This is a genomic window from Arthrobacter sp. zg-Y919, from assembly GCF_030142045.1.
Classification (GTDB): Bacteria; Actinomycetota; Actinomycetes; order Actinomycetales; family Micrococcaceae; genus Arthrobacter_B.
This window is the reverse complement of sequence record NZ_CP126242.1, coordinates 3,063,828-3,084,267: the sequence shown is the minus strand read 5'-3', so window position 1 is coordinate 3,084,267 and position 20,440 is coordinate 3,063,828. Positions and strand designations below refer to the sequence as shown.

Sequence of the window (20,440 nt, the reverse complement as noted above, 5' to 3'; positions counted from 1 at the left end):
AAAAACCTCTCATGACGCCTTGCGGCTGTCTAAGAAAACCAAGGACCCCGGCGGGGATCCCTGGTACTTCATCCACAGAGTTATGCACAGATAGTGGATAAAGTACCCGTCGCCAAGCCTAAAGGATGATTTCGCGTGGTGGTAGCTGGAAATCCGCCGAATCCGGGGGCTGTCGGCCGTCTCACAGGACCTGCGGCGGATGGATACCCACAGCAGTTGTCCACAGCTGTTGAAAAATCTGGGTACACAGCCTGAAGAGAGCTGGATCGGCACCCTGTTTCCGGACGGTGGACCACCCGTGGTGCTGAGGCTTCGAAGCCGGGCAGTGCCTCGGTTTGACTGGTGCCCCTTACTCACCTAACGTTGAGTAGTCCTTTGTGTCTGCTATCTGTACTCACACATGCCCTGCAGGGGTTCTGGAAATCAGGGTCCAGGTCCGGGCGAGTACAGACAGACACATGAAAAAAGCGCCGCTTGTTCTTCCCCCTTGTCGCAACAAGTGCCGGCGCGACTCAAGATTGTCTTGGAGTAACTACCGTGAGCAAGCGGACTTTTCAGCCGAATAACCGCCGTCGTGCCAAGAAGCACGGCTTCCGCCTTCGCATGCGTACCCGTGCCGGCCGTGCCATCCTTTCCGCACGCCGTGGCAAGGGCCGTACCGAACTGTCGGCCTAAATAACCTCAAAGTTTGCCGATGCTGCCACTTAGCAGCTCTGTCCCGGATTCCAGGTGGTCCCAATGTTGGCCGTGAGGAACCGGGTAAGGGTATCGGCGGATTTTTCTCGTACTGTACGTTCCGGTGCCCGAAGTGGGCGCCGGAACGTAGTGCTATATGCGGTTCCTACGGGCGACCAGCCGAGCCGCATAGGCTTCATCGTGGCCAAATCCGTCGGGAACGCGGTGACACGCAACCTCGTTAAGAGAAGACTGAGGGAAGCGGCAGCGCAGTCACTGATAGTCCACCCGACCGGACTGGACGTGGTGGTGAGGGCTCTTCCTGCCTCAGCCTCGGCGTCGTGGTCCGTACTCAGCGCCGACTATCACAGCGCTTTGAACGCTTGTATAGCCAAACTTTCGCAGCGTTAGACATGCCAGGCAGGGAGGATGAGCCAGCGATGAGGGACTCCGGATCACATCCGTTGAGGGCCTTGATCGCCGTTGCCCTTTTTCTATGGGACCTCCCCCGCCTGATCCTCATCGGCCTGCTGAAGGCATACCGGAAGGCCGTTTCACCGCTGTACGGCCAGGTTTGCCGATTTTTCCCTTCGTGTTCCGCCTATGCCCTCGAAGCAGTTACCGTCCACGGAGCCGTTAAAGGCTCCTGGCTGGCTTTCCGACGGCTGATACGCTGCCACCCCTGGAATGGCGGCGGCGTGGATCACGTACCTGATGGACACCGGATTTGGGACTCAACGAAGGTCCCGAGGATCATTGTGCTGAATCACCCCGTGATTCCAGCTGACGAAGACAGCCGCTCGGCGGCCTGAGGAGTGTAAATGGGTTTCTTCGAGACGATACTGTTCCCCTTTAAGTGGGTAGTGTCATGGATCATGTGGGTCTTCCACGAGGGATTCGTTTTCCTCGGGATGGATGCCGCATCCGGTTGGACGTGGACGTTGTCCATCATCGGCCTGGTGATCGTGATCCGCGCCGCGTTGATTCCGGTCTTCGTCAAGCAGATCAAGGCACAGCGCGGCATGCAGTCACTGCAGCCGGACCTGCGCAAGCTGCAGCAGAAGTACAAGGGCAAGACCGACCAGCTCTCCCGTCAGGCAATGACGCAGGAACAGATGGCCCTGTACAAGAAGCATGGGACCAACCCGTTCGCTGCCTGCCTCCCCATGCTTGTGCAGATGCCGTTCTTCTTCGCCCTGTTCCAGGTGCTGAACGGAATCTCCACATCCAATGCCCGGGGTGAGGGCCAGGGAGCACTTTCCCACAGCGCCATCCAGCAGTTCGATGAGGCGACCATTCTTGGGGCCCCCCTCTCTTCCTCGCTGCTGCACGGCTTCGGGGACGAGGGCCACCTCTCGGTTGTAGTGCTCTCCATCATCATGATTCTGGCCATGACCGCTTCGCAGTTCATCACCCAGAAGCAGATCATGTCCAAGAACATGTCCGAGGAGGCCCTCGCCAGCCCCTTCATGCGCCAGCAGAAGATGATGTTGTACGTACTGCCCATCGTCTTCGGCGTAGGCGGCATCAACTTCCCCATTGGCGTCCTCATCTACTGGACAACCACGAACCTGTGGACCATGGGACAGCAGTTCTTCGTGATCCGGCGGATGCCTACCCCGGGATCGCCGGCGGCTAAGGCATTGGCTGAGCGCCGTGCCCGCAAGGGCCTGCCGATGGCGCCGTTGCTCGGAGAGAAGAAGGGCGAAACGCCCGTGGAAGTACCGGCGGTACCGAAAGGCCAGCGCACCCAGCCCCAGCGGAAGAACAGGAAAAGAAGATGAGCACTGAGCACATTGATGATTCCGTAGTCCCCGTTGAGGAGGCTGCGGAACCTGTTCAGGGGCGCACCGGCCGGCTGGAGGAAGAGGGAGATGTCGCCGCGGACTATCTCGAGGAGCTCCTGGATATCGCCGACATAGACGGGGATATCGACATCGAGGTCCGCAACGGGCGCACCTACATCTCCATCGTCTCCGAAGAAGGTGACGACACCGCTCTCCAGGCGCTGGTGGGACGTGACGGTGAGGTTCTGGAGGCATTGCAGGAACTCACGAGGCTGTCGGTACTGACGGCCACGGAAAACCGTTCCAGGCTTGTCCTGGACATCACCGGCTACCGTGAAGAACGCGGCGGGCAGCTGCAGTCCATTGCGGAGGAAGCAGCTGTTCGTGCCAAGGACACCGGCCAGGAAGTGGCTCTGGATCCCATGAGTGCTTATGAGCGCAAGATCGTCCACGACGCCGTGGCTGAACTCGGTCTGGTCAGTGAATCCGAAGGTGAAGGCGCAGACCGTCACATCGTCGTTTCCCTGCCTGCGTCTTAGTTCCCCCAACGCAGTGCAGAGAAGGAATAACAAGTAAGTGGTTGACACAACGCCCGCAGAATTGGACGCCGCCCAGGCGATCTTCGGTGACCGCCTCGACCTGGCACGCAGGTACGTCGAGCACCTGGCGACCTCGGGAATGGAGCGGGGCCTGCTCGGGCCGCGGGAGGTTCCGCGGCTCTGGAGCCGGCACGTACTCAATTGCGCCGTAGTGGCGGAGCTGATCCCCGCGAACGCAACCGTGGCCGACGTCGGCAGCGGAGCAGGCCTGCCGGGTCTATGCCTGGCTATCGCCCGCCCTGACATTGCCATCACGCTCATCGAACCGCTTGAGCGGCGGGTGATCTGGCTGAATGAAGTCATCTCGGACCTAGAGCTGGACAACGTCCGTGTGATCCGGGGGCGGGCTGAGCAGGTAGTCGCCGAGGTCAATGTAGACGTGGCAACGGCGAGGGCGGTCTCCGCGCTCGGTGGACTGGCCGGGTTGACCGTACCGCTCCTGCACGGGAAGGGACAGGTCCTGGCGATTAAGGGACGCAGCGCCGAGGAAGAAGTGCAGAAGGCAGCGAAGGCGATCCGGAAGCTGGGCGGGCGGGATACCGCCGTGGTGACGGTGGGTGGGGATCTGCTGGAAGAACCGACAACGGTGGTGCGCATAACCGTAGGGTGAGGTGTCTGACATTCGCGTAGCATGCACACACCCGTGATGATCCCGGGTAATAGCCGGGGAGCGGATAGTCTAGATGGACCAATGCCTTAACGCTTTATGTTGGAAAGTGAGCATGACCAGGTGAGTGTGCGCGATTCTGCCGCAAGAAGAATTCCTCCTTTCGCCGCACTTGGATCGGCCTTGTCCACCTCTTTCGGCAGAAAGCAACCGCAAAAGGTTGTGGCCAAGCGAGCACCCGACGCCGTTTCACGTGAAACGGGGTCTGCTGAGCCGCTGCAACCCGCCCGGACTGAAAGCAGCGCCGTACAAGTGCCGACCCCCCAAGCTATCGAAGGTGGTGTATCCGATGAAGCCGCTCCTGCGTCAACATCGGTAGATGTTATGGACTTGATGGACGAGAGCACCCCCCTGGCCCGGGAACTAGCCAGTGAAAACCGGCGCCGCGATAAGTTGCGTGGGCGCGTACTGCCACGTCCACCGGAAACGCGGGTCATGACGGTGAGCAACCAGAAGGGTGGGGTTGGTAAGACCACCACCACGGTAAACCTTGCTGCTGCGCTGGCCACCGCGGGGCAGAACGTTCTGGTTATCGATATCGACCCGCAGGGAAACGCATCGACCGCCCTCGGCATTGACCATCGCGCAGAGGTCGAGAGTATTTACGACGTGCTGATTGATGACCTCCCGCTGGCCAACGTTATTGCGCCATGCCCGGACATTAACAACCTCATCTGCGCACCTGCAACCATTCACCTGGCCGGGGCAGAGATCGAACTGGTCTCCCTTGTGGCCCGCGAACAGCGCCTGCGCCGCGCGATCGACGTCTACGCTGCAGAGCGCGAAAAGCAGGGGCTGGAGCGGCTCGATTACATTTTCATTGACTGCCCGCCGAGCCTGGGACTGCTGACCGTTAACGCCTTCGTCGCAGCCAGGGAAGTCCTCATTCCGATCCAGTGCGAGTACTACGCACTCGAAGGTTTGAGCCAGCTGCTCAAGAACATCGAGATGATTCAGAAGCATCTGAACGCGGATCTGGTTGTTTCCACGATTCTGCTGACCATGTACGACGGTAGGACGAACCTCGCGGCACAGGTCGCGGCCGAGGTGCGCGAACATTTCCCGGAGCAGGTTCTCCGCGCCGTCGTCCCGCGGTCGGTACGCATTTCAGAGGCACCGAGCTACCAGCAGACGGTCATGACATACGACCCCTCCTCGACCGGCGCCCTGTCCTACCTGGAAGCTGCAGCCGAGATAGCCCAGCGCGCCTAGGGACGCCCCGGCGCGGTGCGGCTGCCATCGGTGGTTTCGCGCCTTAGAATACTCTCACAATCAATCCGTGCCGCTTGTTGCTGGCATAAGGGAAGGACTTACCCATGGCCGAGAAGCGTCGTGGTTTAGGCCGCGGTCTGGGAGCTTTGATCCCTAGCAGTGCCGAGCCTGTGGAAACCTCAAGCCCTAACCAGGTCGGCACGGCATCAGGACGCCCGGTTGATTTGTTTTTCGCCGCAGCCGATGAGCCCCGCGCCAGCAGCTCCGGCCCCCGCAAGGGCGCAGGCATTAACAAGGATGCGCTCCGGGGACCTGCGAAGAAGTCCACTACGCGAAGTTCGATGAACCGTTCCTCTGTCGCCAACGCCGACATGCGCACTGGTAAGGACTCGCAGGCGGATTCTCAGGAGAATGCCGCCATCGCTGAAGCTGAAAGTTTGACTGCCGGGCCGTCAGGAACCGGTGCGGATGCTCCAGCCCCCGCCTCCAGGAAGCCCGTGAAGGACGCCGGCAGCAAGGATGGGGAGCAGGCGCAGATCGCCGCCACTGACCCCGCAGCAGGCGGGCCTGAGGCAGAGGAGGCCGCACCTGCAGCATCGGCTGGGGCCAGTGACCAGACGCCGGATGCAGCCACCGTGATCGACGATGTTTCCCGTGAAACATCGCCGGCCGCCCCAGATACGGGAGGCCTCGTTGAGGTTCCCGGGGCCACGTTCGCCGAACTCCCCATCGACTCGATCCATCCCAACCGGAAACAGCCACGGTCCGTCTTCGATGAAGACGATATGGCCGAGCTTGTACACTCGATCCGCGAAATCGGTGTACTGCAGCCAATCGTGGTGCGTCCCTCTCCCGAGTCAGATGCAGAACACCCGTATGAGCTGGTTATGGGTGAACGCCGCTGGCGTGCATCCCGAGCCGCTGGACTTGATTTCGTTCCCGCGATTATCCGTTCCACCCAGGACGTCGATCTGCTCCGCGATGCCCTTCTGGAGAACCTGCACCGTAGTCAGCTGAATCCGCTGGAAGAGGCGGCTGCCTACCAGCAACTTCTGGACGATTTCGAGTGCTCGCACGAGGAGCTCGCCGATCGAATTGGACGCTCACGACCGCAGGTAACCAACACACTGCGGTTGATGAAGCTGCCTCCTTTGGTCCAGCGCCGTCTGGCCGCGGGGGTTCTGTCAGCTGGGCACGCGCGTGCGCTCCTTGGACTCGGCGACCCAGCGGAGATGGAGAAGTTGGCCCAAAAGATCGTGGCCGAGGGTCTTTCCGTGCGGGCCACGGAAGAAATCGTTTCACTGGCTGATGGGATCCGGAAGCCGGCGAAGACGGCTAAGCCGAAGATCGGCGCCCGCCACGAGCGTTTGGATTACTTGGCGACCTCGCTTTCCGATCGGTTGGATACAAACGTCAAGATCACCCTGGGTGCCCGGAAGGGCAAGGTCAGCATCGAATTCGCCAGCGTTGACGATCTGAACCGGATTATGGGCGTCCTCTCGGCACCTGGCGAGTAAATCGGGAAGTCTGTGCTGGATTGGAGGGCCGGTGTTTCACGTGAAACACCGGCCCTTCTTGTCTTCAGGGGTGTCCTGCGCTTCGTAGTCACCGGTGGCAAAGGTCATTCCGGTGCAGCTGTCGCGGATGGACCGACGGTCGTTCATCCCAGTTCGGGTTGTAGCCCTCGACTATCACGCTCTAAAGCGACGTTGACTGTCGGTAGGAGTTGTTAAACGTAATAGCGGCCCGTACGCGGTAATAGAACTCTGAGTCGTTCAGTGGAGGCCTGGGATTCGTCCCTCCCGGGCGGTCGGCCGATCGGCCGGTCAGAACGGCGCGGGGGCAACTTCCCGTCTCCACCGCTAGTCGCCATAACAACGGCCGCACTCCGGAGCTAGTTTGTTCCCTCTGGCCTAGTCGAGGCGACTTCTCGTCTGCGGCGAGCTGCAGAGCTTAAGGACACACTGTTTCACGTGAAACAGTCCACCTCGCTGCACGAGCTGGATACCGCTGGGTGCGTGGGCGCCGAAATCGGACCGTCCGCCGCTTAGGTACAGCGATTGCTTGGTGGTTTCACGTGAAACACCGACGCTGTTACAGCGCGTACCCTTGTCCTTATGCCGCATCGATGCCACTGCATCGGTTTCGCGTGAACCAGCGCACCCTACCCCTCCTTACCCAAGCCCATACGCCACACCAGCCTGGCCCGCATTGGTTTCACGTGAAACATGCCCGCTGCCCTTCTTTACCAAGGTACTGATGTCGGCCGGACACCGACGGGTGCTGAGGCGAACACACCGGCACCGCGCGGGTCCAGAGGCTCTTGGGGCTAACGCTCCCCATAACCCCAGCTCCGCAGGGCCTCTACCTACCGTCCCGGGGTGGCCACCGGTGTACGACAAGCCAGCAATCAGACAGACCTGGTACACAACCGGACCGTTTTGGTTATCTGCGCTAGGCCGCTAGATTTCGCATTTTTTCGCCGTCGGGAAAGGGTGAAACCGGACGGCCGTTTTATTGATGTGGAGATCCTGTGTGAGGGCCCTGAAGAGTCTCGAGAAGGAAAAGGAATCGAGGAGTCCCTAGTCCGTCAAGATGACAGTTCCCGACCACAGGACGAGCTTCGCTGTTTCACGTGAAACAGTGCGGATCATAGGTTCGGTACCGTTAGCGACAGTCAAGACGGAGGTGTGTCTTTCCTGTGCTTTGTGCTTGGACCGCCGGCTCGGCAACGGTTCATGCCGCAGGGTTCGCGCTTATGAGCCCGCGCATTTATCCCGGTATCCAGTGAATGAGCACGTCCTTGCAGGTCGTGTAGCCAATTAGCTATACCGCGATTGCGGAAGAAGCCGCCCTAAAGCCAAACGATTTGGGTCAATCCAAGCGACTAGGGGCGTTCCTGACCGATCACCTAGCCATCCTGCGTCAGAGCTGCACGGTTGCAGGAGTGCTTCCAGTTCGCTGACGGTGTTTCACGTGAAACCGCACACCACCATGTGAGATGGATGCGCAGAACTGGTGCAGCTGTTGCCGAAGGCCCCATTGGAACTGATGCAGCGGGCTGGTTGCATCTTCATGCTGGGTCACGAGGCGCGGAGGCGACTCGGAAGGCCAGCCGGTTTCACGTGAAACACCGTCGGTTTCCAGGCCGAAACACTGCCGACCTCCAGGAGGCGCTTCGCTGCCTGGCATGGGCAATGGCTAAAGTTGATGGCGAGATGGCGAGATGGCGAGATGGCGAGATGGCGAGATAGCGACATAGCGGCGGACGTTGGCGGTTGCGGTCGACGCACTGTCGCGGTGCTGGCGATACATCGACTGCTTCTTCGAAAATGGCGTACGGACCCGACAGGCACCGTTATCGTCCACTGTTTCACGTGAAACGAATCCCCCTAGTGCTCTGCCTGGGGAGATTGTGCTCGACTCAGCAAAGGCGGCAAGGTTCGACTTCAGTGCAGCTGGGCGCCCGGTGTGTAGCTGTTTCACGTGAAACGGTGCTGCGGGTCAGCGCTGTCTCTGGCGCGCTTACGTAGGGACATAGGGGCCCACAGGGCTGTACACGGCCCAGGCCATGCACCAGCCTAAGCGGGAGGAGGGGTGGCTACAGCGGTGTGTCCATCGGGCAGACGGCGCATCCTGCGCAGGGGCGACAGGACAACAGGCAAGAAGGCCATGCAGGCAACCGTCCCCGCGATCCAGAGAGCAGCCTCTGCCCCATACAGCTGACCAAGGAAGCCACCTATCACCGCCCCGATTGGCTGTGTTCCCCAGATTAGGAAGCGCATGGTGGCGTTCATACGGCCCAACAGGTGGTCAGGGGTCAGCCGCTGACGGAAGCTTACTTGAGTCACGTTGTAAACGACTATGCCGAACCCGGCCACGGCGAGGCCGGACGCGCCGAGCCAGACCGACCATCCGCCGTCGGCCGCCGCCGGCATCAGGAGGGCAAAGGGCGCCGTTGTGGCGGTGGACAGCCAGATGGCTGGCCCTTCGCCCAACCACAGGGTCAAACGCCTCGTAGCGAGGGCACCGGCCAGGCCGCCGACACCCAGTAGTGAGAAGACGATTCCGATCTGCTGGGCACCCAGGCCAACATCACGCGGCAGGAAGAACACAAGCATGGCCATGTAGGCCGCGAAGGCGAGGTTGAATAATGCTGTGGAACCGGCGATCGCCCGAAGCAGCGGGTTGCCAAGGACGAAACGCAGGCCCTCAGCGATATCGGCTGCCAGCGGCGACCGCGCACCTGCGTCGGGCTTGGGCTGTTGGTAACGCATGCATCCAACGAACAGCGCGGACAAACCCATGGCGACGGCATCGAATGCCAGGGCAACGGGAGCCGTTAGCCAGGCGATGAGCTGGCCGGCTGCAACCGGGCCGCCCAGCTGGGCGACAGAGTGCACTGTCTCCAGCTTGGCATTTCCCTCGACTAGACGCTCCCTCCCTATGAGCCGAGGGAGATAACTTTGGTAGGCCACGTCGAAGAAGACGCTGAAGACACCCATAACCAGAGCCACAGCGTAGAGCTGCCAGACGGTCAAGACGCCAAGCCACCAGGCGGTCGGAATAGTCAGCAGGACCACTGCCCGGATCAGATCCGAGACGATGAGTATCCGCCGGTACCGCAGCCGATCAACCCAGACGCCGGCGGGCAGGCCGATCAATAGGAACGCAACAGTGCTCATGGCGGAGAGGAGTCCCACTTCGAACTCTGTGGCTGTCAGCGAAACCACCGCTACCAGCGGCAGTGCGAGGCCTGAAATCTGCTGCCCAATCTGACTCAGCGAGGTGGAATCCAGCAGGAAGCGGAAGTCACGATCCTGGAGGACCCCTGCTTGCGCTTGCCCTTCGGCACCATCTTCGTCGGTCATGTGGTTGACTTTGGGCAATCGATTGACATTTGTCAATAGCCCCCTCTGGTACTCTGCACCCATGGAGAGCGGCGGTGCCCCTCGGCGGTCAGCGAGTGAGGAAGAGGCGAAAGCCCTTGCCTCGGCGATACGGGTTCGCATTCTGCGTCTCTGCCTCAACGAGGAGCTGACCAACAAGGAGATCGCGACCCGGCTCGACAGCAATCCGGCCACGGTGCTCTTTCACGTCCGCAAGCTCGTGTCGGCAGGTTTCCTGGAACCGCAGGAGGCAAGGTCCGGGCCGAGCGGTGCATATGAGATTCCGTACCGGGCGACGGGCAAGTCGTGGCAGCTGAATCTGGATAGCCGCGATGCCCAGATGCGCAGCGCGATGATTGGCGCTTTTGTCTCCGAGGTCGGGCAGGTTCCCGCATCGGAGCAGGTCACGATATCCCGGTTAGGCATACGCCTGACCGAAGAAGGACACGCAAGGCTCCTCGAACGCGTCCAGAACCTGTTCGACGAATTCGAAGCGGAAAAGCCCCCTGAGGGCAGCACCCACTACTCGCTCTTTCTGGCCGTCCATCCCGAGGGCCGGCCCGGGGCAGAACCTACAAACACCACCGCCACTTAGCCCCACCCGAGCGCCGCGCCGTACCCGCGAACCTGGGACGCATGCAGCACTGGGCGTCGGGGTTGTTTCACGTGAAACGGCTTTTGGTGCCGCCCGCAGGGATCCCGAGGCAGCAAGGAAAGACTGCAACGGAATTACGGGCGACCTATTCGGCAGCGGCCCCTACACTGAGGCTCATGAAGCGCTCGTTTTCACGCGTGGCCGCCATGGTTCTCGCGTCAAGTTTCCTCGGCGTGCCCGCACAGGCCGAGACCGCCGTGGAAGGGAGTACGGCCATGAGTTGCGTAGCTACCGGAAGTACGGCTGCCACTGTCAGCCGTGTCGAAGCGCCGGGCGGAGATTCCACGGTGGACTGGGCAGGGACCATCCAGGCGGCCATTGACGCTTCCTCGGGCCGGGGCGGGGAGGTGGTCCAGCTGTCCGCAGGCACCTACCTCCTCTCCCGTCCCCTCATCCTGCGCGACGGCGTGACGCTCAAGGGAGCGGGCAGTGCCACCAGATTGAAGGCGGGACCGCAGTTTCTTGAGAGCACGGGGCCCTTCGGCGGCCACCCGCTGATCACAACGAACGGTGCCTCGGGGGTGACTATTTCGGACCTGACCGCGGACCACAGCGGCGACACCCTTGATGGAAACATGCCAAACCGGCTCACCGAGTACCTGATCGACGTCCGGTACTCCACCAACGTCGTCGTCGAGGAAGTAACGACGGTTAATCCGTTCACCTATTCCATCGCAGTGGTGGCCAGCTCCGGCTTCTGCATCCGAAACAACACCACCTCGGTTTCCACCAACGGAAGGTACGACCAGCTGGACGGCATCCACATCCTGGACGCCAGCTTCGGCGTTGTGCAGGGCAACACGGTGGACCAGGGATCGGGTGACGACGGCGACGACGGTCTCGTGGCGCACAGTATGGGCGAGCCTGTCCACGATGTCGCCTATCTGGGTAATACGGTGCGCGGCGGCCGCCACGGGTCCGCCATGCAGATCGCCGTCGGTAAGGCCGGTGCCTATAACCTCACAATCGTTGGAAACCACTTCTGGGGGTCCAGCGGAGGCCTCGTCACCGGCTACTACGGGGGCAAAGGCCCGGTCACCAACGTGGAGGTCCGGGACAACCGCTTCGAGGATAATCCAGGGCTGTCCGTTGATATCTTCGGCAAGCTCACCGGTGTTGTGCTCAGCGGCAACAAGGCCTGCCGCAGCGGAGCCTTCCAGATCAACCCGGGCTTCGGCAGCCGGGTGGATTCCCTCGGGTACAGCTGCTGACCGCCCCGGTTTACGCCGCGGGGGCGTAGTACGCCTCCGGTTCCAGAGGGATCTGTCCGTCGGGAAACAAGGCGTCCGCCTGCGTGCCGTACCCTCTGATCATCGCCTCCTTCGCCGCCAGATGCCGGTCCCAGGTCCCTCGCTGAAGCCGTTGCGCGGTAACGAACTTCTGGTCCACCGGGAAAGACAGGTTGTACGGGAAATCGGCGTAGTACACCGCCTTGTCCGGAAAAAAAGTCCCTACCCGACGCGTGATCAGATGGTCCACATGCCGCCCGATCCCGATCGGGCAGAACAACAGCTCAGCACCGGTTTGCTGCAGAAGCCCCCGGACCCGCAGACGGAGATTCTCGATCAGAGTGCGGTCCCCCCGCGAGATGCGCCCCAGGGCAATGTCGTACCGGTAGGTGGGATACCGGTGCACAAGTTCGGGGAGCACCTTCTTCACCAGCGCAGCTGCCGGCGCCGCATGCCGTTGGCGGAACAGGGCATCCTCGAGGCCCAGATGAAGGTGGCGCACGCCCAGTTCCTCCAACACTTCCCGGTCTTCGACCTGCCGGGCCTCGAAGAGCGACCCGGCATCCGAGGCGCAGCATTGACTAATGAAGGTCCTCGCCGCGCGGGTATGCGGAGGGCTCGCGGGCTCGGTGAAGAGCGTGGCCACAGTGATGTCACGGGTGCGTGCGCTCTCCTGGAGCAGCGCGCCGCAGGACAGCACCGCGTCGTCGAGGTGCGGGGAGAGGAAAAGCCATGGATTGTTGCCCAGCAGGGAGTGCTGGACGCGGGGCAGGCTGGAGATCACTGGAGGCCTTTCGGATGCGGGACGAGTATGGCAGTCACGTCAGCGGATCAGCCTCCGGTGCGCGCCGACAGCGCGCTGCGGTAGATGGCCGCCTGCCGGTCCGCCTGGACGTCCCAGTCGAACTGCCGGGCGAACGCCTGCCCGCGACGGCCTGCTGCCAGCAGCGTGGAACCATCGGGATACCGCTGCACGAGTTCGGCGGCGAGGGCCTGCACATCGAATGGACGCACCATCCAGCCGCAGTCCCGGGGAACCACCTCACGAAGGCCCGGGATGTCGAAAATTATCGCGGGGGTTCCGCCGGCGAGGGCCTCAACCGCCACCAGGCCGAACGTCTCGTGACGGGAGGGTACGACGACGAGGCGGGCAGAGCGCACGAGGTCCCGCTTAGCCTCTCCCGACACCCAGCCGACCAACTCCACCGACTCTGACAACCCGAGCGAGTTGATCAGCTGCTCGATCCTCTCGTGGTCGGGTCCGGTGCCCGCAAGGATGAGCTTCGCCCCGAGTTGCGGGGCAGCTGCTGCCCACGCGGAGAGCAGAAGGTCGATGCCCTTGGGCTTCAGTTCGAGCCGTCCGACGAACAGGACGTTGTCACCGAGCTCCGGCTCACGGTCGAGCGAGTTCCGGTCGATGCCGTTGCCGACAACCTCCACACGGGCAGCAGGGTTCAGGAGCGCCAGCTTGTCCGCGGTGCCCTGGGACACCGCAATCATGCGGGAGTGGCTACGGACGCCGAACCGCTCCAACCAGTGCACCGGCACCTTGTACTGCCGGGCCTTGTCACCGGCGTGAAGCCATTGGACCACCCCTATGGTCGGCCGGCCCGACCACAGAGGCGCGGCCATGCTGGAGAACGGGGCGAAAAAGTCCTCGACCACAAGGTCGGCTTCTCCACGCCGTCGGCGTGCCTCGAACGGCAGCCGCGCAATATAGCCCAGGAGGCGGGTGAGCCGGTTGCGTCCCTGCCCGAAGCCGACCGGCACGTAGCGGACTCCGTCCTGGATCCTTTCCTCGGCTCCCGGATAGGTGGTGGTCAGGACAGTCACGCTGAATCCGCCCGCCGCCAGTCGCCGGTTGATTTGGTGCGTACGAACGGAGCCTCCACCGGCTCCCGGCATGAGCGGATCTTCGAACCCCAGATGCAGCACGCGCAGCCGGCCGTGGAGCTCCGGGGGGACCGAAGCCACTGGTGCGGTGACCGTGGAGCGTGGGGGACTAGTCATACCCTTCACCCTTCAACGCCGCGGATAATGTCCGCGTAGACGGAGAGGGGCACCTCGGCCCCCGGTGCGAACAAATCATCCTCGAACGCGAACAGGAAGATCTCCAGGCCGCAGTCCCCGGCGTACCGGGCACCGGACTTCAGCTGATCCCGGAGCGGATCCGAATTGGCAGCGCTGCCGGTCCCCGGCTGGGAGGAGGGGCCCGGGTTTTCGCCCATCACCGGATATCCCGCGCTGCGGGCGACGGCAATGGTCCACCGCGACGCCGACCAGTCCTGGACTCCCGGTGTCTCCTCAAGCGGCAGACCGGCATCCTCTCCCCGGCACGTATCGGTGGGGGGAGATTCGCTGCGGGCGAGAACTGCCGTGGGGTCGCCAAGGCCCGTGATATCGGCAACGATCCTCGCCTCGGGTACGGCATCCTTGAGGGCAGGCAACTGATCCGGGTAGTAGAGCCCGCGTTCAAGGCTTGCATCCCGGTCACCCGTCCCGTCGAGGAGTGCCTGCACCGCGCTCTCGCGGTCCTCGGGCAGCACGCCCCGTCCAGCCAGGGGCAGGTGGAAATCGCCCTCGAATCCAAGCCCTTGCAGCAGCCCGATCTGCCAGGCAACAGTCCGGGTCACCGAGTCCGTATACCAGTCGAACCAGGTGGAGGCGTCGTCCGCGGTGAACGCCGATCCTAACCACTCCGTGTCGCCCGGCATCCATCCTGGCATCGGCGTGCTCGCCATGCCGTCGGGAAGGCCGTTGCCCGTTTGTGCGGCATCGCTGTAGGCCCAGAAGCTGTTGCGGCCATTCCGGCTGCTCAGTGGCTCGGCGGGGAAACCCAACTCACCTGCCTCGCTGGTTCCCACGCGGATTGCCGTGACACTGTTTTCCGGCAGCAGCTGCACCACTTCCGTGACATAGGTCTCGAAGGCCCAGCGTGCGTCCGTACTGAACATCAGGTTCGGCGCGGCTGACTCGCTGCTCGCGCCGGTCTGGTCGACGAACCGGCCGTCGGGCAGGTCCCGCACCCATTCCGGGGAATATTGGGTCCCCAGCCCGAGGACGACGTCGAATCCGGCGTCCCGGCAGATCTCCAGCATCGAAAAGACCTGCTGCGTGTACGCCGGTGCTGCTGCAGGTGCTTCCGGGTGGTAGAGATCCCACCGCAGATCCACGTGGACCACGCTTATCCCGGCCTGCCGGAGTTCGCGGGACCGCACGGAGTCGCACTTCGAGGCGAGGACTCCGAACCGGGTGCCGCCGTCAGCGGCGTCCGGGCCGTCGCCGCGCTGGACCACGACGATGAAACTCCCGACGGCAATCACCGCCAGGAGAGCGATGACGCTCAGCTGCAGCAGTACCCGGGTTTTCCGTCTCGCGGTCAGGGGGTGGGGCATGGTCCTAACGCTCGGTTTCGTAGGTGGCGGATGGGAAACCGATGTTCTCCGCCGCTCCGCTGCGGCGGGTTTCGTCGTCGATCTGCCAAATGACGGTGTTCCCGTTGGTGGGTCCCTCTGCGGAGAACACAGGTTGGGCATTGGTTTCGAGCCACTCCAACATGGCCGGCTGCGCGTAGCCGTAGCCCATTGATGTCGGGTGGTCCTGGGTCAGGACGTAGTTTGCATCGTTCGCCTCCAGGAGCGGTGCCGACGGCCACACACCAAAGCGGGAATCGCTTTCGAAAGCGAGCTCACCTGTGCTGTTGGTCACGCTGACGCGGGCGTCCGCCGGAAGGTTCGCGTTCGCCCAGTCCCGTGCCTGGACGAACCCGTTGTCGACGGTGACCATGGCCCGAAGCCCAAAGACCGCGGTGAGTGCCGTTAAAGCGGCGGCGAAAAGAATGACGGGTGTCCGCCAGCTTGGCCGCCTTTCCACCAGTTCAACCGCGTAGACCGCGGTGCTAAGCACACCTGCGACCAGGACGGGGTAGCCGTACTGCTCCTCGAGGGTGCCGAAGGCTGCGCTGTACAAGCCAAAGAGACCGAACATCAGCGCCACCAGGCCCAGCAGGCGCCGCGCGGCGATGGCGCTGAAGCACAGCAGAAGCCCGGTCAACGGGGCGAGGGCCAGGAGGAGGTAGGAAGATCCGAACTGGCCGATCTGGTCAAGGACCCGGCCTAGAATCCCCGGTGCGCCCTCGGCGTTGAATCCCGTGGACTGCTCGAGCCCGATTGCACGGCGCACCCCGCTGCCCTTAGCCCAGAGCCACGTGTCCAGCAACCCGTTGAAGCCCAGTACCAGGAGATACACCGTGTAGGGGACCAGGGCGGCCGCCACGACGGTGAGGCTGTCACGCACGGCGAGGGTCCGCCGCCACAGGGCGGCGATGAGGATCGGGGCCACGGCGCCGAGGACGAAGACGTCCTTGGTGAGGACGGCGAATCCCAGGAGCAGACCGGCCACAGCGAGGCGCGGCACCCGGTAGCGGGGGGCGTTGCGCTGTATGAGGGACACGAGGACCAGCAACCCGGCGAGCATCACGGCCATGCCGAAGGTCTCAAGGAACACGCGGCTGTTGTTCCGCAGCACGAACGGCTCCAATGTCATCACCACTGCGGTGATCCAGGCGGCAGGCATGTTCGCGACCGTGCGGACCAGGAGGAAGGCCAGCCCTACGCTGACGGCGCCCAGCACGGCGTTGAGCCAGCGCAGCTGCAGCACGAGGTCCAGGTTGTCTCCGGAGATGCCGAAGACACTGATCACGGCACCCTCGAGCAGGAAATAGCCGGGCGGGTGGAGCATAAACGGGCCGTCCGGCAGGTTGGGGATTTCGCCGAGGCTGACGGAATACCCCAGGCGGGCGTACAGCATCTCGTCCACCCACAGCTCGAATCCGCGGGCCAGGCCCACGGCCCGGGCTCCGAAGGCAACACAGGCCACCACGATGAAACCGAGCAGCCCGCTCCGGGTCGGCCTGAACCGCTCCGGGGCCCGGAGACCTCGCCGCACCGGCCGGGCCGGCTCCGCCTCCCGTTCTGTCTCGGGAGCGCTTGAACGCCGCTGACCTGCAAGGATACCGAAACCTGTCATGAGAACCACCAGAATCCATAGGGGTGGCACGAGACCGGCCACGAGGAGGAGAAGGGACAGTACTGCGCCGGCAAGGAGGCCCTGGAGGGCCAGGCGCCGGGTGGAACGGGGGAGGAGCGGAAAAGCGATGATCGCCAGCACCGCGGCGGAAGCGAGCGATGCTGCGGCGGTGCCGACGGCCACACCCGGAACACCACCGACGCTCCAGCCCACCGCCATCCCAGCCGGCAGGAGCACCGTAGCCGCGATGAGGCCAAGCTGGCAGCGCCGGTAGGCGCGCAGGGCCAAAAGGATGGTCGCGAGGACCGTGAGCACCGCGTACCCGAGGCCGGCTCCCGCCAGCCAGGGAAGCAGGGCGATCGAGGGATGGAACTTTTCGGGGAGGACCAGTTCCACGACCGGTGCCGGTACCGTGGCGATGACCACGCAGGCGGCGATGGCCAACAGGCCGAAGGACCGCAGGGCGGACACGAGGATGGATTCCCGGTCCGCACCGGCCCGGCGCAGCAGGGGAAAGGCGACCAGGACCGTGCCTGCGGCAACATAGATGGGGCCCTTGGCGATGGTGGACAAGGCCTGGAAGCCGGCCGCCGCGTCCGTCCCGCCGTCCAGGAAGGACATCACGACGACGTCGGCCCCGGTCAGGACCGTGACGATGCACAGGGTCAGGGCGATGTCGCCGGTTTCCGACCAGCGCCAGCGGTCCCGGAGAACCTGCGGGCGCCATGTGATGTCCCGGTAAAAGGAGCGCGGCACGGCGAGGATCACCAGCGCGCCAAGTGCGAAGCCAAGGACGGCACCCGTCGCACCCCAGGCCAGGGCGATGACCAGCACACTGAAGCCGAGCCTGACCAGCACCTCCGCGATTGAGGCGGCCGCGTACCGGACAAACCTCAATTCGCCCTGCAGCCACCCCAGCGGGGCGGCGACGACAAACAGCACGAAGGCGGTCAGCGCGGCGACCAGCGCCAGGACAGGGGATCCGAAGGCCGAGACAACGGCTCCCGTGGTGCCGGCTGCCACGATGCCCGCGGCCACGGACACCGTCAGCGCGAACGCCAGTCCGTCCCGGCGGCCGGCGCTGCCGGCAGCATTAGTTGCCACTGCGTGTGAGAGGGGCAGGGGCACGAGGGCGGAGGAGACGATGCCGACGATGCCCAACAGCATCTGCGCCGCAGCCAGGTTGCTGTACTCCTGGGAGCTGAGGGCATTGGCCATCAGGAGGGTGCAGATGTAGCTGACGACTCCCACTACGCCTGCGGACACGGAGAGCAGACCGCTGTTGTGGGCGACCTCGGAGGCCGCCGACCGCGTGGAGGCGCGCTCCAACTGCTCGGGCACGGCGGTACTCACAGGTAATGCCGACGCGCTCATGTAGCGCGGCTCCGGAAGCCCTTTGGTACGGGCTGGAGGTCGGTGCCGCCCGCAACCGGTGCTGTCGAGGGACCGGTGAGGATGCCTTCGCGGTCTGCGAGGCTGATATCCGACTCGAAGATACCCATCCGGCGCATCACGCCCATAGCATCGGTCTCATCACACCCGTTGAGGAGGATGGCGGTCTGCGGGCCGTCCGTTATGACTTCGTCCGTGGCCCTCAGGGATGTCGACGGGTCGAAGTTCGCCGGTGTGGCGAAACGGACCAATGCGGACATGTCCGAGCGGGCGCGGCGGCGCTGGGAACGGATTCCCCGCGTAGCCCGCATTTCCTCGATCAGGACCCCCGCAAGGAGTGCTGCGCTCCGGTCCCAGGTGAAGCGGGCCGCCCAGTCGCGGCACGCGGCCGTGATGGAACGTGCCGATTCCACGTTGCCGGTTTCCTTCAGGGCCGTGATGAGTGTGGCTCCGAAGTCCCGGGGCTCGTCCACCAGCCAGCCGGTCTTCCCATCGACCACGGAGTCCCGGATGCCGGGAACCCGCAGCGCGACGCAGGGCACGCCCCAGGCGTTGGCCTCGATGATGGAACAGCCCCACCCCTCCGCTGCGGAGGTGGATGCGGTGATCCAGGCCCGGCTGAGGAGCCCGTCACGGACTGCATTCGGCTGGTATCCGTGGAAGGTGACATTCGAGAGCAGGCCGAGGTCGGCGGCGATCTTATGCAGCCGCTCCCGCTCTGATCCGTCACCGACGATGTTCACGCGGAGGTTCGGTATCGCTTCAACCACGACGGCGATCTGGCCGAGCAGCAGGTCGAGGCGCTTGTGTGGGACCAGCCGGCTGACCACGGTGATGGTGGGGTCCGGGTCCCGGGGTCCTACCTCGTCGGGCAGGTCCATCGTGCCGTTGGGCACCACGAAGATGGGGCCCGAGTAGCCCAGGCGGCGCCGAAGTTCGAGGCGGGTGGACAGGGAAACAGCGGCGATGGAGCGCTGGCCGTAGACCACCCGCGCCACGTCCTTCTCGAGGAAACGCCCGACGGCCGCGAGGGGTGGTGCAAACCTGGTGGCGAACTGGTCCTGGTGGACGTGGTGCACCACCTGCACGACCGGCGTCGCCCGTGGCAGGAAGAGCGGCGAGAAGAACGGGATACCGTTCTGGCAGTCGATTACGCCGTCGAACTTGGTGCCGTTGAGGAACATCCAGAGCGCCGCCCGGCCGTACAGTCCGAGCGGGCCGCCCGCCCGGATGACCGTGATGCCGTCGATTACGTCCTGCGGTGCCTGGTTGCTGCCGCGCCCGGTCACCCAGGTGACCCTGGCCCCTGCCTTGACCCAGCGGACGGCGATCTGGTGCATGTACTGCTCGGCGCCGCCTGATTGGGGATGCCGGATGTCGCGCCAGTTGAGGACCAGCAGATGTTTCCCGGCGAGGTGTGCGGTCGGGGATTTACGGTGATTTTCCATCAGAGTGCCCGCCCCATCTGGTGGACGGCGTGGAAGCTCGCCAGACCGTCCCTGACGGGGCGGAAGGTCGAGGCGGGACTGTCGGTCCAGGCCACGGGGAGTTCGACGATCCGTCCGCCCTGGGACTGCATCCGCTGCAGGAGTTCGACGTCGAAGGCGAATCCCATGGTGCGGCATTCGACCAGTGCCCGCTTAGCGGCGGCGAGGTCGAAGAACTTGAACCCGCACTGCGTGTCCGCGATGCCCTGCACCATGCGCCGTGTCATGAAGCGGAAGGCTCCTCCACCGAGGCGCCGGCCGAGCTGCTGGGGCTGGACGAACTCCGCACCCGGAGCATGACGCGAAGCGATGACGGCTGCGATGCCCGCTTCCAGGAGCGGCATTGCACTTTCGAGTGTGGAGATGGGGGTGGCAAGGTCGGCGTCGATGAAACCTGCGTAGCGTGCACGGCTGCTCAGCAGGCCGCGGCGGACCGCGGCCCCTTTGCCGGGCTGGGAGCACCCGAGGAGGGCGATGTCCACAGACACCGAGCGCGAGAGCTTCCGCACCACGGCGCTCGTGTCATCGGCGCTTCCGTTGTCGACCACCACGATGCGCGAGGTCCACGGCTGTGCATGGAGGAACTCGGCCGTAGCCTCCAGGGTGCCCGGGATGCGCGCGGCTTCGTTGTAGGCCGGGATGACCACTTCCAGGTCGACGGCGGTGCGGGACTGCGCCCTGGCCGGTGCGCTGCCGAGGTCCGCCAGATGCCTGTGGACGACGGGGCGGTGCACCCGATGCTCGGTGCGCCCGTGTGAGTAACCAGTTTCTGTCCCCATAGGGATGCTCCTCGATAATTGATCCGCCAGCATTCCTGCCC

General features: G+C 63.8%; 17 protein-coding genes. 10 read left to right on the top strand and 7 right to left on the bottom strand.

Annotated features, from left to right (window positions below):
• The first annotated feature begins 537 nt into the window (after positions 1–537).
• From rpmH to QNO10_RS14520, 8 genes are all read left to right on the top strand, one after another.
• Positions 538–675, top strand: coding sequence for a 50S ribosomal protein L34 (rpmH, locus tag QNO10_RS14555; protein WP_022892375.1), 138 nt, complete (start codon positions 538–540; stop codon positions 673–675).
• 63 nt (positions 676–738) lie between these two features.
• A complete protein-coding gene (gene rnpA, locus QNO10_RS14550) occupies positions 739–1,086 on the top strand; it encodes a ribonuclease P protein component (RefSeq protein ID WP_229945873.1) in 348 nt (115 codons plus the stop codon).
• 29 nt (positions 1,087–1,115) lie between these two features.
• On the top strand, positions 1,116–1,487 hold the full coding sequence (gene yidD / locus QNO10_RS14545; protein WP_229946641.1) for a membrane protein insertion efficiency factor YidD: 372 nt from the start codon (positions 1,116–1,118) through the stop codon (positions 1,485–1,487).
• 9 nt (positions 1,488–1,496) lie between these two features.
• Complete coding sequence (gene yidC, locus QNO10_RS14540) at positions 1,497–2,459, top strand: membrane protein insertase YidC (RefSeq protein WP_229945876.1); 963 nt, start codon at positions 1,497–1,499, stop codon at positions 2,457–2,459.
• Complete coding sequence (locus QNO10_RS14535; protein WP_229945878.1) at positions 2,456–3,001, top strand: Jag family protein; 546 nt, start codon at positions 2,456–2,458, stop codon at positions 2,999–3,001. The genes yidC and QNO10_RS14535 overlap by 4 nt, the downstream gene beginning before the upstream one ends.
• Positions 3,002–3,038: 37 nt before the next feature.
• Positions 3,039–3,671, top strand: coding sequence for a 16S rRNA (guanine(527)-N(7))-methyltransferase RsmG (gene rsmG / locus QNO10_RS14530; protein ID WP_229945881.1), 633 nt, complete (start codon positions 3,039–3,041; stop codon positions 3,669–3,671).
• 120 nt (positions 3,672–3,791) lie between these two features.
• Positions 3,792–4,940: a ParA family protein gene (locus QNO10_RS14525; RefSeq protein WP_283995852.1), complete on the top strand. Its 1,149-nt coding sequence runs from the start codon at positions 3,792–3,794 to the stop codon at positions 4,938–4,940.
• A 104-nt stretch (positions 4,941–5,044) separates the two neighbouring features.
• Positions 5,045–6,457, top strand: coding sequence for a ParB/RepB/Spo0J family partition protein (locus QNO10_RS14520; protein ID WP_229945885.1), 1,413 nt, complete (start codon positions 5,045–5,047; stop codon positions 6,455–6,457).
• A gap of 2,064 nt (positions 6,458–8,521) precedes the next feature.
• Here QNO10_RS14520 and QNO10_RS14515 read toward each other — a convergent pair.
• The gene (locus QNO10_RS14515) at positions 8,522–9,811 is read right to left on the bottom strand and encodes an MFS transporter (RefSeq protein ID WP_229945888.1); all 1,290 of its coding nucleotides are present in this window, start codon (positions 9,809–9,811) and stop codon (positions 8,522–8,524) included.
• 61 nt (positions 9,812–9,872) lie between these two features.
• Here QNO10_RS14515 and QNO10_RS14510 point away from each other — a divergent pair, with 61 nt between their 5' ends.
• Together QNO10_RS14510 and QNO10_RS14505 are read left to right on the top strand one after the other, a co-directional pair.
• A complete protein-coding gene (locus QNO10_RS14510) occupies positions 9,873–10,424 on the top strand; it encodes an ArsR/SmtB family transcription factor (protein WP_229945891.1) in 552 nt (183 codons plus the stop codon).
• A 176-nt stretch (positions 10,425–10,600) separates the two neighbouring features.
• Complete coding sequence (locus QNO10_RS14505) at positions 10,601–11,695, top strand: glycosyl hydrolase family 28-related protein (RefSeq protein ID WP_229945893.1); 1,095 nt, start codon at positions 10,601–10,603, stop codon at positions 11,693–11,695.
• A gap of 10 nt (positions 11,696–11,705) precedes the next feature.
• On the opposite strand, the gene QNO10_RS14500 is transcribed toward QNO10_RS14505, so the two are convergent.
• From QNO10_RS14500 to QNO10_RS14475, 6 genes are read right to left on the bottom strand one after another with little or no spacing between them, the layout of a single operon-like run.
• Entirely contained in the window at positions 11,706–12,497 is a 792-nt protein-coding gene (locus QNO10_RS14500; protein WP_229945896.1) for a PIG-L deacetylase family protein, read from the bottom strand.
• Positions 12,498–12,544: 47 nt separating this feature from the next.
• The gene (locus QNO10_RS14495) at positions 12,545–13,723 is read right to left on the bottom strand and encodes a glycosyltransferase family 4 protein (protein WP_229945898.1); all 1,179 of its coding nucleotides are present in this window, start codon (positions 13,721–13,723) and stop codon (positions 12,545–12,547) included.
• A gap of 5 nt (positions 13,724–13,728) precedes the next feature.
• Complete coding sequence (locus QNO10_RS14490; RefSeq protein WP_229945900.1) at positions 13,729–15,108, bottom strand: hypothetical protein; 1,380 nt, start codon at positions 15,106–15,108, stop codon at positions 13,729–13,731.
• Between the two features lie 4 nt (positions 15,109–15,112).
• Complete coding sequence (locus QNO10_RS14485) at positions 15,113–18,094, bottom strand: glycosyltransferase family 39 protein (protein ID WP_229945901.1); 2,982 nt, start codon at positions 18,092–18,094, stop codon at positions 15,113–15,115.
• 17 nt (positions 18,095–18,111) lie between these two features.
• Positions 18,112–19,581 (bottom strand): glycosyltransferase family 4 protein, encoded by a 1,470-nt coding sequence (locus QNO10_RS14480; RefSeq protein WP_229945902.1) that lies wholly within the window; start codon positions 19,579–19,581, stop codon positions 18,112–18,114.
• Entirely contained in the window at positions 19,581–20,399 is an 819-nt protein-coding gene (locus QNO10_RS14475; RefSeq protein ID WP_229945904.1) for a dolichyl-phosphate beta-glucosyltransferase, read from the bottom strand. The genes QNO10_RS14480 and QNO10_RS14475 overlap by 1 nt, the downstream gene beginning before the upstream one ends.
• Between the last annotated feature and the right edge of the window lie 41 nt (positions 20,400–20,440).

Bases quoted from the DNA above. Each gene is read 5' to 3' on its own strand.
- rnpA (WP_229945873.1), top strand. From the start codon at position 739: ATGTTGGCCGTGAGGAACCGGGTAAGGGTATCGGCGGATTTTTCTCGT.
- yidD (WP_229946641.1), top strand. From the start codon at position 1,116: ATGAGGGACTCCGGATCACATCCGTTGAGGGCCTTGATCGCCGTTGCC.
- yidC (WP_229945876.1), top strand. From the start codon at position 1,497: ATGGGTTTCTTCGAGACGATACTGTTCCCCTTTAAGTGGGTAGTGTCA.
- QNO10_RS14535 (WP_229945878.1), top strand. From the start codon at position 2,456: ATGAGCACTGAGCACATTGATGATTCCGTAGTCCCCGTTGAGGAGGCT.
- QNO10_RS14520 (WP_229945885.1), top strand. From the start codon at position 5,045: ATGGCCGAGAAGCGTCGTGGTTTAGGCCGCGGTCTGGGAGCTTTGATC.
- QNO10_RS14515 (WP_229945888.1), bottom strand. From the start codon at position 9,811: ATGACCGACGAAGATGGTGCCGAAGGGCAAGCGCAAGCAGGGGTCCTC.
- QNO10_RS14510 (WP_229945891.1), top strand. From the start codon at position 9,873: ATGGAGAGCGGCGGTGCCCCTCGGCGGTCAGCGAGTGAGGAAGAGGCG.
- QNO10_RS14505 (WP_229945893.1), top strand. From the start codon at position 10,601: ATGAAGCGCTCGTTTTCACGCGTGGCCGCCATGGTTCTCGCGTCAAGT.
- QNO10_RS14495 (WP_229945898.1), bottom strand. From the start codon at position 13,723: ATGACTAGTCCCCCACGCTCCACGGTCACCGCACCAGTGGCTTCGGTC.
- QNO10_RS14490 (WP_229945900.1), bottom strand. From the start codon at position 15,108: ATGCCCCACCCCCTGACCGCGAGACGGAAAACCCGGGTACTGCTGCAG.
- QNO10_RS14480 (WP_229945902.1), bottom strand. From the start codon at position 19,581: ATGGAAAATCACCGTAAATCCCCGACCGCACACCTCGCCGGGAAACAT.
- QNO10_RS14475 (WP_229945904.1), bottom strand. From the start codon at position 20,399: ATGGGGACAGAAACTGGTTACTCACACGGGCGCACCGAGCATCGGGTG.